This is a genomic window from Streptomyces sp. NPDC085596 (assembly GCF_044541565.1).
Classification (GTDB): domain Bacteria; phylum Actinomycetota; class Actinomycetes; order Streptomycetales; family Streptomycetaceae; genus Streptomyces.
In genome coordinates this window covers 12,915-25,952 of sequence record NZ_JBITTC010000012.1, presented here as the reverse complement: position 1 = coordinate 25,952, position 13,038 = coordinate 12,915, and the positions used below count along the sequence as shown (strand labels likewise).

The 13,038-nt window shown below is 71.2% G+C and carries 10 protein-coding genes; 7 read left to right on the top strand and 3 right to left on the bottom strand.

The window, feature by feature from the left end:
* Positions 1–65: 65 nt before the first annotated feature.
* Positions 66–1,457, top strand: coding sequence for a PLP-dependent aminotransferase family protein (locus ACIGA3_RS28120; protein WP_399720992.1), 1,392 nt, complete (start codon positions 66–68; stop codon positions 1,455–1,457).
* Between the two features lie 28 nt (positions 1,458–1,485).
* Here the strand turns inward: ACIGA3_RS28120 and ACIGA3_RS28115 are convergent, their stop codons facing one another.
* Entirely contained in the window at positions 1,486–2,394 is a 909-nt protein-coding gene (locus tag ACIGA3_RS28115; RefSeq protein ID WP_399720990.1) for a GNAT family N-acetyltransferase, read from the bottom strand.
* 228 nt (positions 2,395–2,622) lie between these two features.
* On the opposite strand from ACIGA3_RS28115, the gene ACIGA3_RS28110 reads away from it, so the two are divergent.
* Both ACIGA3_RS28110 and ACIGA3_RS28105 read left to right on the top strand, forming a co-directional pair.
* The gene (locus tag ACIGA3_RS28110) at positions 2,623–3,729 is read left to right on the top strand and encodes a PP2C family protein-serine/threonine phosphatase (RefSeq protein WP_399720989.1); all 1,107 of its coding nucleotides are present in this window, start codon (positions 2,623–2,625) and stop codon (positions 3,727–3,729) included.
* A gap of 113 nt (positions 3,730–3,842) precedes the next feature.
* The gene (locus tag ACIGA3_RS28105) at positions 3,843–5,075 is read left to right on the top strand and encodes a serine hydrolase domain-containing protein (RefSeq protein WP_399720988.1); all 1,233 of its coding nucleotides are present in this window, start codon (positions 3,843–3,845) and stop codon (positions 5,073–5,075) included.
* Between the two features lie 113 nt (positions 5,076–5,188).
* Here ACIGA3_RS28105 and ACIGA3_RS28100 read toward each other — a convergent pair whose 3' ends face one another.
* Entirely contained in the window at positions 5,189–6,718 is a 1,530-nt protein-coding gene (locus ACIGA3_RS28100; protein ID WP_399720987.1) for a helix-turn-helix domain-containing protein, read from the bottom strand.
* A 260-nt stretch (positions 6,719–6,978) separates the two neighbouring features.
* On the opposite strand from ACIGA3_RS28100, the gene ACIGA3_RS28095 reads away from it, so the two are divergent.
* The 3 genes from ACIGA3_RS28095 (at position 6,979) to ACIGA3_RS28085 (ending at position 9,709) form a co-directional block, all read left to right on the top strand.
* Entirely contained in the window at positions 6,979–7,599 is a 621-nt protein-coding gene (locus tag ACIGA3_RS28095) for an L-threonylcarbamoyladenylate synthase (protein ID WP_399720985.1), read from the top strand.
* 22 nt (positions 7,600–7,621) lie between these two features.
* The gene (locus ACIGA3_RS28090; protein WP_399720984.1) at positions 7,622–8,377 is read left to right on the top strand and encodes a dienelactone hydrolase family protein; all 756 of its coding nucleotides are present in this window, start codon (positions 7,622–7,624) and stop codon (positions 8,375–8,377) included.
* Positions 8,378–8,512: 135 nt separating this feature from the next.
* Positions 8,513–9,709, top strand: a complete 1,197-nt coding sequence (locus tag ACIGA3_RS28085) for a glycoside hydrolase family 64 protein (protein WP_399720982.1) — start codon at positions 8,513–8,515, stop codon at positions 9,707–9,709.
* 69 nt (positions 9,710–9,778) lie between these two features.
* On the opposite strand, the gene ACIGA3_RS28080 is transcribed toward ACIGA3_RS28085, so the two are convergent.
* Positions 9,779–12,142 (bottom strand): M4 family metallopeptidase, encoded by a 2,364-nt coding sequence (locus ACIGA3_RS28080; RefSeq protein WP_399720980.1) that lies wholly within the window; start codon positions 12,140–12,142, stop codon positions 9,779–9,781.
* A gap of 406 nt (positions 12,143–12,548) precedes the next feature.
* Here ACIGA3_RS28080 and ACIGA3_RS28075 point away from each other — a divergent pair, with 406 nt between their 5' ends.
* Positions 12,549–12,962 carry a cupin domain-containing protein gene (locus ACIGA3_RS28075; RefSeq protein WP_399720978.1) on the top strand — a complete coding sequence of 138 codons (414 nt, stop codon included), beginning with the start codon at positions 12,549–12,551 and terminating at the stop codon, positions 12,960–12,962.
* The last annotated feature ends 76 nt before the right edge of the window (positions 12,963–13,038 follow it).

Below are 13,038 nucleotides of genomic sequence, written 5' to 3'. Positions count from 1 at the left end.
CCATACGGCGAGTCTCCGGGGGATCTGGACCTGGATTCCATAGCCAGATTGGCTACGCTGGTTTGGTGAAAATCAGCTCGCACGCGGTGGCGCGGATGTTGGGGACCTGGCAGGAGGGGCCGGGGCCGGCACATCAACGCCTCTCCGACAGGCTGCGTCTGCTCATCCTGGACGGACGCCTCTCCCTCGGTGCGGCCCTGCCGAGCGAGCGTGACCTGGCTCTCGCGCTCGGCACGAGCAGAACCACCGTCGGTACCTCGTTCCGCACGCTGGTCGAGCACGGATACCTCGCCACACGGGCGCGGACCAGGGCGACGGTACGGCTGCCTGATGACACCACGCCCGAGCAGCCGGCCGGCACGGACGCGGAGACCATCGACCTGTCCTTCGCCGCGCCGGCCGCGCCCGTGGAAATCCTCCACGCCGCGTTCGCGACCGCTCTCGAACAGCTGCCGCGACATTTCGAGCGGCACGGCTACGACCGTTACGGCACCGCGGAGCTGCGCGAAGCAGTCGCTCACTGGTATCAGCGGCGAGGACTGCCCACCCGGCCCGATCACATCCTGATCACCAACGGCGCACAGCACGCGCTCGCTCTCCTGACGCGAATACTCCTGTCGCCACGCGACAAGGTCCTCATCGACCATCCGACCTACCCACACGCGATCACGACATTCACTCAAGCGCGCGCCCGGCTTCTGCCCGTCGCCGTGACATCTTCCGGCTGGGACACCGAGCAACTCCGAGCAGCAGGGCAAGCCGCGAACCTGGCCTACCTGATACCCGACTTCCACAACCCGACCGGGATGTGCATGCCCACGAGCGTGCGCCAACAGCTCAGGCTCGCGTGTCCCACGGTCGTGGACGAGACCATGGCCGAACTGGCTCTGGACGTTCCGAGGCCCGAACCCCTCGCGCTGCACATGCCGGCGGCCATCAGCATCGGCTCTGTGTCCAAGAGCGTCTGGGGCGGCCTGCGCATCGGCTGGATCCGCGCGCTTCCCTCTCTCCTGGAACGCGTCGAAAAGGGCCGTCCCACGACAGACCTCGGCACCCCTGTCGTCGAACAGCTCGCCACAGCCGTCCTCCTGAACGAGCACCAGACCCAGCGGCCGGACACACTCCGGCAACTCAGGTCGCAACGTGACGCCCTGCGGCAAGCACTTGCCGAGCACCTACCCGATGTCCATGCCCTGCGACCAGCCGGCGGTGTGACGCTATGGGCGACCTTCCCCGGGCCCGTCAGCTCACGGCTCGCAGCGATGGCGCCCGACCACGGAGTGACCATCGCGGCCGGGCCACGATTCGGGATCGGAGGTGCGTTCGAACGCAACATCCGACTGCCGTACACGCTCCCTTCGAGTCGACTGGTCCAGGCGATCGGCAGACTCGCGCAGGCCCGGCAGGCACTCGCACAGGGCGCCACCGGGACGCACACCCCCGCTCCCCTCGTATGAGCGGCGACAACGTCATGTCCCGCGACAACTAGCCGGCGGCCGGTTCCCGGTCGGCCCAGAAGTTGACGCGCTCACGTACGACGGGATAGCCGGCCGCGGTGAAGTGGGCGGCCATCGGGAAGTTGCCCTGGTCGGTGGCGGCCGCGATGAAGTCGGCGCCTTCGGCGGCGAGGAAGCGGGTGCAGTCGGCCAGGAGGTCGTAGGCGTAGCCGTGGCCGCGCTGCTCGGGGACGACGCCGATGAAGCCGACGCAGGGTCCGGAGGGGTTGCGGGCCGGGATGTGGATGCCGGCGGTCTCGCCCTCGGGGGTACGGGCGACGCGCCACCACTCCCGCGGTGAGGGGCACCAGTGGAAGAAGTCCAGTTCCTCCTGGGCGGCCAGTTCGACACCGCCCTTTTCGATGGCACGGAGGGCGTGGGCGTCCAGGGTGACGGAGTGGATGCGGCGCAGGGCTTCGAGGAAGACGGCGTCGTCCGGTTCCGGGGTGAACTCCAGCCGGCCGGGCTGTTCGGGCAGGCCAAGGCCGGGGGTCCAGCGGTAGAGGAAGCGCTCGACCAGGGGTTCGTACCCGGCGAGGCGGGCGGCGGCGGTGCGGGTGGCGACGGCGACGGCCAGGGCCGGGTCGTCGCGCCAGCCGGGCGGCAGGTCCAGCTCCAGTTCCGGGGTGGACCACGGCGCGGTGCGCAGCAGCTCGGCGCCCGCCTCCTCCTCGCCCTCGGCCACGTCGAACCAGTTGATCAGCAGGGGGCTGGGGTCCTCGGCGCGGGCCCACCAGGCGGCGCGGGCCACGGGGCGTCCGTCGCGCAGGGCGACGCGCTGCCAGTCGGGGCGGTAGTGGGTGGTGCGGTGCCGTTCGCTCAGGCCGAGCGGGTCGGGCAGGTCGTGGAACAGCTGGGCACTGCTCTGGTCGAGCGTGCGGATGACCAGTGCGGTCAAGGTGTCCTCCGGGAGATGTGCCTACGGTGAGGCGCTCCCGGTCCGGTCAGGCGTGGCACACCCGGATGACGGAGTGGGGGGAGCGCGAGTTCGGTGGGGTGTGCATGACGCTCGCCTCCTTTCCGGTCCGTCCGGGGCGTGCTGCCGCAACAGTAGGGGGCGCCCGGGCGGGCGTCCAGGGGTTTTTCGGGGCGGGCGGCGGGGACGGGCGCGGCGTAGCGTGGGCGTGTGAGATCGCTGCGTGGCTGGTCGCCGGGCCGCACGCGGGAGCGGCGCGGCTGGCTGCGGGGTGCTCCCCCGCCGCCGTGGGTGCGGGTGCTCCCGGTGCTGCTGCTGATCGCGGTCACGCTGGCCACGCTCGTCACTCCGCACGCGAGCGATCTTGGTTTCCTGCTCGGTGCGATCCCGCCGCTGGCGGTGCTGTCGTACGGGCCGCTGGCGACGGCGGTGCTGGGCGCGCTGGTGATCGTGTCGCTGGTCGTGCCGGTGACCCATCTGAACCGGCCGGGCGACACCGACCTGCTGACCATCGCGTTCGTGTCCCTGCTGAGCGTGTTCGTGTCCTACGTACGCAGTCACCGCGACGCCCAGCTGGACACCGAGCGGGCGACCGGTGAGGCGGTGCAGCGCGCGGTGATGCCGCCGCTGCCGGAGCGGGTCGGCGGCATCCGGTGCGTGGGGTTCAGCCGGGCCGCGCAGGACGGGACGCTGCTGGGCGGGGACTTCTTCGACGTACGGGACGGCCCCTACGGGGTGCGGGCGGTGATGGGGGACGTACAGGGGCACGGGCTGTCGGCGGTGCGGACGGTGGTGGCGCTGCTGGGCGCGTTCCGGGAGGCGGCGCTGGACCAGCGGGCGCTGGAGACGGTGGCCGCCCGGATGGACCGCAGGCTGGTGGTGGACTCGTCCGGGGTGCGGCACGCGGAACTGTTCGCCACGGCGGTGCTGCTGGAGTTCTCCGCCGACACCCGGACGGTGCGGGTGGTGGCCTGCGGGCATCCGCCGCCGGTGCTGCTGCGTGCGGGGCGGGCGCGGGAACTGACGGTCGCGCCGGGTCCGCCGCTGGGCATCGGCCTCCTCGGTGTCGATCCGCCGAAGGAGGTCACGGTGACGCTGGACCCGCGCGACCGGCTGCTGATCGCCTCGGACGGGCTGTGGGAGGCGCGGGACGCCTCCGACCGTTTCTATCCGCTGCCCGAACGGCTGGCGGCCCTCGCGGACACCGGCACGGCCGGGCTGCCGGGCGCCCTGTGGGAGGACGTACGCCGCCTGGGCCACCGGGTCGACGACGACGCGAGCGTGCTGGTCCTGGCCCCGGAGCCGTCGGCCCGCTGACCCGGCGCTCACCCGAACGGCCGACGGGCGAGGCGGAAGAAGCGCTTCTATGCTGAGAGCCCAGGGCGTCAGCCCCGCCGCAGCTCCGGCTCTCATGTGCTTGGAGTCAGCCCATGCCCCGTTCCTCAAGCCGCCTGCGCCGGGGGGTTGCCACCGCCGCCGCGCTCGGCGCACTCGTCGTCCCGCTCGCCGCGGCCCCCTCCCTCGCGGCGCCGCTCACCGCAGGTTCCCCGAGCCCCTCTCCCACGGGCCCTGATGTGCACGCCCTCACGCCCGAGGTGACCCGTCAGATCGACGACGCCGTGCGGCGGGTGATGCGGGAGGCGAACGTCCCCGGTGTCACGGTCGGCGTCTGGACCCCCGACAAGGGCAGCCACGTCCGCTCCTTCGGCGTCGCCGACAAGAGCGACGAGCGCCCGATGTCCCCGGATCTGTACATGCGGATCGGCAGCGAGACCAAGACGTTCACGGTCACCGCGCTGCTGCAACTGGTCGACCAGGGGAAGGTGGGCCTGGACGATCCGATCGGCAAGTACATCGACGGCGTACCGAACGGCGACAAGATCACGCTGCGTCAGCTCGCCGACATGCGCAGCGGGCTGTTCAACTACTCCGAGGACCCGGCCTTCTTCAAAGCGCTCACCTCGGACCCCCGACGCGCCTTCACCCCGCAGCAGTTGCTGGACTACTCCTTCAAGCATCAGGTGCAGTTCCAGCCGGGTGAGAAGTTCGCGTACTGCAACACCAATCTGATCCTGCTCGGTCTGGTCGTGGAGAAGCGCAGCGGGCAGGGGCTCGGGGAGTACATCCAGCAGCATGTGCTGGACCCGGCCGGGATGAAGCACACGTCGTTCCCCGAGGGCACGGAGTTCCCGAAACCGCACGCGCAGGGGTACACCGACCAGACGGCGGACGGGAAGGTCGCCGAGACGGCCGGCTGGAACCCGTCCTGGGGCTGGGCGGCCGGCGCGATGATCTCCGATCTGGAGGACATGCGGACGTGGTCCCGCACGGTGGCGACCGGCCAGTTCCCGGACGGTGAGCGGATGGTCTCCCCCGCCACGCAGCGGGAGCGCCTGCTGACCCCGCCGACCGGATTCCCCGGCGCGGGCTACGGCCTGGGCATCTTCGACGTGCATGGCTGGATCGGGCACAACGGCTCGCTGCCGGGGTACGAGTCGCTGACGGTGTATCTGCCCGCCGCGCGTACCTCGCTGGTGGTGCTGCTGAACACCGACATCACGCACGACGGCGAGGAGCCGAGCACCCTGTTCGGAAAGGCCGTCACGGAGGTCATCTCTCCGGGACACGTCTACGAGCTGCCCGCGCAGAACGCCCAGCACTGAGAGGGGTACGACCGGTCCCCCGCGCCGGTCGTACCCCCCGTTGGACTGCGAACCTAACGGCGGGGCCGGGGCGGTGGCCATCGCAGCGGTGCCCGGTTCGCGCCGGTGAGCACTCACCTGTGCACAGGTGCGTCCGCTTGGTCCCCGTTCGCTCCGCCCTCGGGGGCGGCGAGGGTGCCGTCCGCGAGATGGGCGAGGACCACTTCGTACAGGTCGCTGCCGCCCGCGAGGAGCTGCCGTTCCAGTACGGGTTCGGCGGCGCGGACGTGTTCGCGGACCGTCTGGGCGTGCACGCCGCGCTGTTTGGCGGCGCGTTCGGCGTTGGCGTCGGCCGAGATCCAGGCGCACAGGGTGCCGCGCAGGTCGCGGCCGTCGCCGTCCAGCCTGCCGAGCAGGTCCCCGGCCCAGTCGCGCAGCGCGGCCGAGTCGAGCAGGTCGGTGAAGCGGACCCCGGTGTGCGGGACGGTGCTGGGGTCGTACGGGCCGTGCGCCGCCTCGGTGAGCAGGGCGAGGCGGACGGCGGTGCGGGTGGTGAGGCCGGACAGGTCGGTGTCCAGCAGGGTCTGGAGCCGGTCCATGCGGGCGCGGACGGTGTTGCGGCTGACGCCGAGCACCTTGGCGGCGCTGACGGCGGTGAACTCCAGGCCCAGCCGGGTGGTGGCCAGCAGTTCGGCGCGGGTGTGGTGGGGCAGCGTGTCCAGCGGGCGCAGGGTCCGGGCCGACCAGGTGCGCAGGGCCGCCGGGTCCAGCAGGCGTTCGGGGTGGGTGCGTTCGGCGTAGACCGCGCTGCGGCCGGGGCTGAACCGGGCGACGGCGAGGGCGCTGACGGCCTGTCCGTAGGCGGTGGCGGTGCGCGCGAGGCGCTGGTGGATGCTGCCGCCGAGGTAGGTGTCCGGGCGGTCGGCGACGAGGGCGCGCAGCCGGTCCCCCGGCGCCGAGGCGGGGCTGACGACGATGACGTGGCCGTCCATGGCGGGGCAGCGCACGACGAGCGCGCGGCCCTCGGTGAGGTCGGCGCACTCCTCGGCGAGGGCGTCACGTCCGGCGGGCGAGCCCTCGACGACGTAGACACGGGCGGTGTCCTGTTCGAGCAGGCCGGGCCAGAGTCCGGCGGCGACCCGGCGGGCGGAGACCACGTCCTCGACCATGAGCAGTTGCAGGATGGCCAGGCGCAGATCGGCGGAGGCCCGGCGCAACCGCCGTGCGGACCGGGCGAGTTCACTCTCCCTGAGCAGCAGGCCGAGGACTCCGGCGGTGCGGTGGACGATCTCGGCGGCCCGGCGGTCGAAGGGGGCGGACCGGGCCACGGTCAGCAGGGCGCCCGCCGCGCGTCCCGGCCCGGGGTGCCGGATGCCGACCAGGTGGACATGGCGTCCGCCGTCCTCCAGAGCGGCGGCGGAGATCCGGCCGGTGGCCACGTCCGCGCGGATGGCGGCGTCGACGGGGAGGTGCTCACCGGCGAGGAGCCGTCCGTCGGCGCCCTCGAGGCCGACAGTGGCGTGGACGGTGCGGGCGAGCCAGGCGACGGCCCGGCGCGGGTGCCGGACGGCGGGGCGCAGCTGGTCGAGCAGCTGTTCCGCCCAGGTGGCGGCGGTGTCGTACGGCGGTGGGGCGTGGGTGCCCTCGCCGGCTCGGGCGGCCACGTCGTGCACCTCGTCCCCGTCTCGGCCTCGGCGTTCGACGGCCGACGTTACCCGACGGCCCCTCCGCGCGTCGCCGGGTGACCGGGGACAAAGCTCCGCCGGTGGCCTGGGGGGCGTTGGCCACCGGCGGAGACGGCGGGGCCCGGAGCGGGGGGGCGTGCTCCGGGTGCCTCGGTGTGCGGATGCCCCGGTCCTCGCGTCGTACGCCTGGCCGGGTGGGGGTGCGCGGGCGGAACCCGGGGACGGCTTAAGCTCGGCGGATGGCCAAGTACTTCGACGTGCACCCCGAAAACCCGCAGCCCCGCGCCGTGGCGCAGATCGCGGACGCCGTCCGGTCGGGGTCGCTGATCGCTTATCCCACGGACTCGTGTTACGCGCTGGGCTGCAAGCTGGGCAGCAAGGAGGGGATGGAGCGCATCCGGTCCATCCGCCGCCTGGACGACCGGCACCACTTCACGCTGATGTGCCAGAACTTCGCGCAGCTCGGGCAGTTCGTACGGATCGACAACGACGTGTTCCGGGCGGTGAAGGCGGCGACGCCGGGCAGTTACACCTTCATCCTGCCGGCCACCCGCGAGGTGCCGCGCATGCTGCTGCACCCGAAGAAGCGGACGGTGGGTGTGCGCATCCCCGACCATGTGGTCACCCAGGCGCTGCTGGCCGAGCTGGGCGAGCCGCTGGTGTCCAGCACGCTGCTGCTCCCCGACGAGGAGGAGCCGCTGACCCAGGGCTGGGAGATCAAGGACCGGCTCGACCACGTGGTGGACGCGGTGGTGGACTCCGGCGAGTGCGGCACCGAGCCGACCACGGTGGTGGACTTCTCCAGCGGCGAGGCGGAGATCGTGCGGGTGGGCGCCGGGGACCCCTCGCGGTTCGAGTAGTTCGAAAGGGAACGTGCTCATCATGACCGACGTACAGGGAACGACCGTCACCATCCCGGCGCGGGACGGTGTCGCCGACGCCTACCTCGCCCATCCCGGCGACGGGCAGCCGCATCCCGGCGTCCTCTTCTACCAGGACGCCTACGGGCTGCGGCCCTGGCTCAGGGGAATGGCCGACCGGCTCGCCGCCGAGGGTTACACGGTGCTGGTGCCCAATGTGTTCTACCGGCGGGGACCGGCCCCCGTGGTGGAGCTGCCCGAGTTCATCGACCCGCCGTCCGACCCGGCGATCTGGGAGCGGCTCGGCCCGCTGGTGCACTCGCTCACGCCGGAGCAGGCGGAGCGGGACGCGGACGCGTATCTGGGCTGGATGGCCGAGTCTCCGTTGGTCGCGGAAGGACCGGTCGCGGTGACCGGCTACTGCATGGGTGCCCGGCTCGCGCTGCGCACGGCGGCCACGCATCCGGACCGGGTGGCGGCGGCCGCCGGGTTCCACGGCGGCAACCTGGCCACCGAGGACCCGGACAGCCCGCATCTGGGCGCCGGCCGCATCACGGCCGAGCTGTACTTCGGCCACGCCGACCAGGACCCCTCACTGCCCGAGGAGCAGCTGCGCCGGCTGGAGGACGCGCTCACGGCGGCCGGGGTGCGCCACACCAGCGAGGTCTACGAGGGCGCGCCGCACGGCTACACCCAGAAGGACACCTCCTCCTACGACCGCGCGGCCGAGGAACGCCACTGGGAGGCACTCAACTCCCTTCTGCGGCGCACTTTCTGACGTCTCCTCACATCACGGAACGTGTTCGGTTCAACTGATTGACACGTCAGCGACACACAAGCACGCTGAGAGCGCTCTCAAAAAGGTCCGGACCAGCATCCGTACCGCCCCGAACCCCCACACGGAGGTGGAGAGTTGACTCCAAGAATCGCTCGTTCCGCGCTGTCGGCCACGGCCACGGCCGCCCTGGTCGGATCGGTCCTCACATTCGGTGCCACCGGCCGGGCCAGCGCCGCGGTGCCGGACACGATCCCGCTCCAGATCACCAACAACTCGGGCCGCTCCGAGCCGGTGTACATCTACGACCTCGGCACCCAGCTGTCCTCCGGGCGGCAGGGCTGGGCCGACGCGGGCGGCACCTTCCACGCCTGGCCCGCGGGCGGCAACCCGCCGACCCCGGCGCCGGACGCGGCCATCGCCGGGCCCGGGCCGGGTCAGTCGACGACCATCCGGATACCGAAGTTCTCCGGCCGGATCTACTTCTCCTACGGCCGCAAGCTGGACTTCCGGCTGACCACCGGCGGGCTGGTGCAGCCGGCCGTGCAGAACCCGTCGGACCCGAACCGGGACATCCTGTTCAGCTGGTCCGAGTACACGCTGAACGACGCCGGGCTCTGGCTGAACAGCACCCAGGTGGACATGTTCTCGGCGCCCTACGCGGTCGGCGTGAAGCGGGGCAACGGCCAGGTCGCCACCACCGGGCACCTGAAGTCCGGCGGCTACTCGGCCGTCCTCAACTCACTGCGGAGCAAGTCGGGTTGGTCCGGCCTCGTCCAGACCCGCTCGGACGGCACCGTGCTGCGCGCCCTGTCCCCGCTGTACGGCGTGGAGACCGGGGCGCTGCCCGCGAACGTGATGGACGACTACGTCAACCGGGTCTGGTCGAAGTACTCCTCGCAGAACCTGACCGTGACGCCGTTCACCGACCAGCCGAACACCAAGTACTTCGGCCGGGTCTCGGGCAACGTCATGAACTTCACCAACTCCTCCGGCGCGGTCGTCACCAGCTTCCAGAAGCCGGACGCCGCCAGCATCTTCGGCTGCCACAAGCTGCTGGACGCGCCCAACGACCAGGTGCGCGGCCCCATCTCCCGCACCCTGTGCGCCGGTTACAACCGCTCCACCCTGCTGAGCAACCCCAACCAGCCGGACAGCTCGGACGCCGGCTTCTACCAGGACGGGGTCACCAACCAGTACGCGAAGGCCATCCACGCCCAGATGGCCGACGGCAAGGCGTACGCCTTCGCCTTCGACGACGTCGGTGCCCACGAGTCGCTGGTCAACGACGGCAACCCGCAGCAGGCGTATCTCACGCTGGACCCGCTGAACTGACGGGGAACGCGCAGGGTCCCGCACACGGAAGGCTTCCGTGCGCGGGACCCCTTGTCGTGCGGGGAGGAATCAGCCGGTCGTCAGGGCGGTGTCGTCGATGACGAAGCTGGTCTGGAGCGAGGAGTCCTCGACCCCGGTGAACTTCAGGCTGACCGTCGAGCCCGCCAGCGAGGACAGGTCGAAGGACTTCTGGACGTAACCCGTCGCCTTGTTGAGGTTCGAGTAGGTCGCCAGGGTGGTCGAACCGGCGGTGAGCGTCAGCTTGTCGTACTGGGTGCTGGTGGTGGTCTCCGCCGAGTCCACGTGCAGGTAGAAGGTCAGGGTCGCCTTGCAGCCCGCGGGGATCGCCACCGACTGGGCCAGGGTGTCGGTGTGCGCGGAGCCGTAGCCGTCCAGCCATGCCTTGTAGGAGCCGCCGTGGCTGGCCTGGCCGCTGTCGGTGGTGATGACGCCGCTGCTCGCGGTCCAGCCGGTGTTGCCGGACTCGAAGCCGGGGTTGGCGAGCAGCTGGGTCGCCGAGCAGCCGCCGCCGGTGGCGCTGACCGTCCAGGAGAAGGCGGCCGTGCCGGTCTTGCCCGTGGAATCGGTGACGGTGACCGTGGTGCTGGAGGAGCCCGCGGTGGTGGGCGTGCCGGAGATCAGGCCGGTCGAGGCGTTGATGGCGAGGCCGGCCGGGAGCCCGGTGGCGCTGTAGCTCAGCGCGCCGCTGTTGGTGCTGCTGGCCTGGATCTGGAGGCTGACCGCGTTGCCGACGGTGGCGGACTGGCTGCCGGGGTTGGTGACGGTCACCCCGCTGGCGGGCGGGTTGATGTGACTGCCGACGTTGATCCCGGCGAAGGCGTTGCCGACACCCGCGTACTGGGCGGAGTTGGCGCCGTAGAGCGCGGTGGCCGCGTTGAGGGCGGCGGTGCGCGCGCCGGCGTAGTTGGTGGTGGACGTCATGTACGTGGTCAGCGCCTTGTACCAGATCTGCAGGGCCGCGGCCCGGCCGATGCCGGTGACGGCGACGCCGTCGGAGGTCGGGCTGTTGTAGGTGACGCCGTTGATGACCTTGCTGCCGCTGCCCTCGGAGAGCAGGTAGAACATGTGGTTCGCCGGGCCCGAGGAGTAGTGCACGTCGAGGTTGCCGACACCGGAGTACCAGCTGTCGGCGGAGCCGCCGTCCTTGCTGGGCTTGTCCATGTAGCGCAGCGGGGAGCCGTCGCCGTTGATGTCGATCTTCTCGCCGATGAGGTAGTCACCGGGGTCGGTGGTGGTGTTGGAGTAGAACTCCACGCCGGTGCCGAAGATGTCGGAGGTCGCTTCGTTCAACCCGCCCGATTCACCGGAGTAGTTGAGACCGGCGGTGTTGGAGGTGACGCCGTGGCTCATCTCGTGGCCGGCGACGTCCAGCGAGGTGAGGGCGTGGGTGTTGCCCGAGCCGTCGCCGTAGGTCATGCAGAAGCAGGAGTCGTCCCAGAAGGCGTTGACATAGCCGCTGCTGTAGTGGACGCGGCTGTAGGCGGCGACACCGTCGTTGCGTATGCCGCTGCGGCCGAAGGTGTTCTTGTAGAAGTCCCAGGTCTCCTGGGCGCCGTAGGCGGCGTCGGCGGCGGCGGTCTGGGGGTCGGAGCCCACGCCGGAGCCCCACACGTCGTCGGCGTCGGTGAACAGGGTTCCGGTGCCGGAGGTGCCCTTGTTCAGGTTGTACGTCTTGTGGCCGCCACGTGTGGTGTCGTAGAGCTGGTAGGTGGAGCCGGACAGCGTGGTGTTGAGGCTGACCGTGCCGTTGTACTGGGTCTTGCCGGTGCCGGTCTGCACCGCCTGGTAGCGGTGGAGTTCCTTGCCGGTGGTGGCGTCGGTGACGACGTGCAGCTTGCTCGGGGTGCCGTCGTCCTGGAGGCCGCCGATCACGGTCTCCCAGGCGAGGGTCGGGGTGCCGTTGCCCGCCCAGATCACCTTGCGGGCGCTGTCGGTGGCCGGCTTGCCCGCGTCGAGCGCCTTGGCCGTCTTCAGCGCCTTGGACTCGGCGGCGGCCTTGGTCAGGGCCGGGGCGGTGGAGGCGACCTTGATGGCACGCTTGGTGGCGAAGGTGGTGCTGACCGTGCCCTTGGCCAGGGAGGCGGGCGGGGTGTGCACCACGAGGTCGCCGCCGAGGACCGGCAGGCCCGCGTAGGTGCGCTCGTAACGGGTGTGCACGGTGCCGTCGTTGTCCTTGACGACGTCCCGGACGACCAGCTTCTCCTTGGCGCCGAGGCCGAGGGAGCGGGCGGTGTCGCCGGTGCGCTGCTTGGCGGTCTTGAGCAGCGCCTCGCGCTGGGCGGGGCTGAGCCTGGCCTCCAGGCCGCCGGTGCGCAGCGAGGCGTGGGGGGCGGCGGGCCGGGCTGCCGCGGGGGTCGCCTGGACCGCCACGGCAAGGAGGGCCGCCGTGGAGAGCAGGGCGGCTCCGGCCATGGCTCCCTTGCGGGAACCCTTACGGGAAAGAGGTCTGTGGGGAAGGCGTCTCACTCGTACTCCTCCTGTGAAGGGAGTGGGGAGGATGCGCGTACGGGGCGAGAATGGCACCTTGACTAGGCCATGTCACCAAGCGCCGGGGCAAGCGAGGGTTTTCCCTAGGGGGCCGCACAGTTCCGGACGATTGAATTTGACCTCAAACCTCGCTGTGTAAAACCTTTTTGACAGCTCGACAAAGAAATTCCCATGACCGTCCGCATTCCGGATCGACGGTTTCCCTGAACCCGTTCGGCCGACGGAGTCCCGCACGCGGCGCCGGTCCGTGTGACCCTCGGAACTGGACGCCTGCCGGGCGCCGGGCGCCTCGGGCGTCCGAGGAACCGCACACCTCCGAAAGTGAATGACCATGGAGTTCACGCAGCCCGTCCCCACCGCCAAGGGTCCCGCCGAGTGGTTCACGGGGGACGTGTGGTTCGACGTGATCTGCGCGGGCGAGGAGCCGTCGCGGCTGCGGGCCAACCTCGTGCGGTTCGCGCCCGGCGCCCGTACCCACTGGCACTCCCACGTCCTCGGCCAGACCCTGCGCATCGTCTCCGGCACCGCCCTGGTCGGCACCCGTGACGGCGTGGTCCTCGCGGCCCGGCCGGGCGAGACGATCACCTGCCCGCCGGGCGAGGAGCACTGGCACGGCGCCGCGCCGGACACCTTCATGGAGCACCTCGCCCTGTGGGAGGGCGCCGGCAACGGCACCCCCGAAACCATCTGGCACGAGGCCGTCACCGAGGAGCAGTACGGGCGCCCGCGCAGCTCGAACGACTAGGGCCTGTCCCCCCTGAGACGGACCCCCGAGAACCCCCCTGTGAGGGGACGACCGCACCCCCGCTCTCCGCCTACCG